Genomic DNA, 769 nt, shown 5'->3' with positions numbered 1-769 from the left:
GGTATCCCGGTCATCATGCCGGGAGAGCGATGCTGCCCGGCCACGCGGGCGATCGTCGACTACCTCATCTCCCTGCAGGAGTTTGATACGCTCTTCCCCGGGTTTGAGAACGAGGTGCACGGGGTGGACGTCGTTACGAGGGACGGCCAGCAGGTCTACTACGTCTATTGCGTCGTGGAGTAAGAGGTGGCGGTCACCCCCGCACCCTGCCCCGGGCAAGTGAGGCAGGTATGCCGAGGGCACAGAGGATGGTGAAGACGGTGAACGCCACCTGGAGACTCGTCATGAAGGGGGCTTGGACCGCGGCCCCGATCTGGGTGGTGCCGATGAGGACGGCGAAGATGACGGTGACGACCCCAAGCGAGAACATCATCCCTGTCGTCCGCATGGTGGCGAGCATCCCGGACGCGACGCCATAGAGAGATCTATCGACCGAGGTCATGACAGCGTTGGTGTTCGGGGAGGAGAAAAGGGCGAACCCGAACCCGAAGAGGACGAGGCTTGCGATGATCTGGGGTATCGGGGTTTCGGGCGCGAGAAACGTGAGGAGGGCGAGGCCGAGGGTGGTGAGCGCCATCCCTGCTGATGCGACGTATTGCGGCTCGACGCGGTCGGAGAGTTTCCCGGCCGGGGTGGCAAAGAGCGCCTGGACGACCGGTTGCGTGATCAGGACGAGCCCCGCGGTGCCGGGGTCGAGCCCCCTGACCACCTGGAGGTAGAGGGAGAGGAGGAAGCCGACGGCAAACGTCGCGCCGTAGTTGATCAGAGC

Annotated in this window: 2 protein-coding genes; one reads left to right on the top strand and one right to left on the bottom strand. The window is 64.4% G+C overall.

Annotated elements, in window-relative coordinates; translation table 11 throughout:
* A partial coding sequence (locus tag BP858_RS10725) for a hypothetical protein (protein ID WP_286879480.1) occupies positions 1 to 183 on the top strand: 183 nt, incomplete at its 5' end.
* Positions 184 to 193: 10 nt separating this feature from the next.
* On the opposite strand, the gene BP858_RS10720 is transcribed toward BP858_RS10725, so the two are convergent.
* Positions 194 to 769, bottom strand: a 576-nt coding sequence (locus tag BP858_RS10720) for an MFS transporter (protein ID WP_286879479.1), incomplete at its 5' end; no start/stop codon positions are given.

The organism is Methanoculleus sp. UBA413 (genome assembly GCF_002502935.1).
Classification (GTDB): domain Archaea; phylum Halobacteriota; class Methanomicrobia; order Methanomicrobiales; family Methanoculleaceae; genus Methanoculleus; species Methanoculleus bourgensis.
Note: the sequence above shows the minus strand (reverse complement) of the source record. Positions and strands in the feature narration are given on the sequence as shown.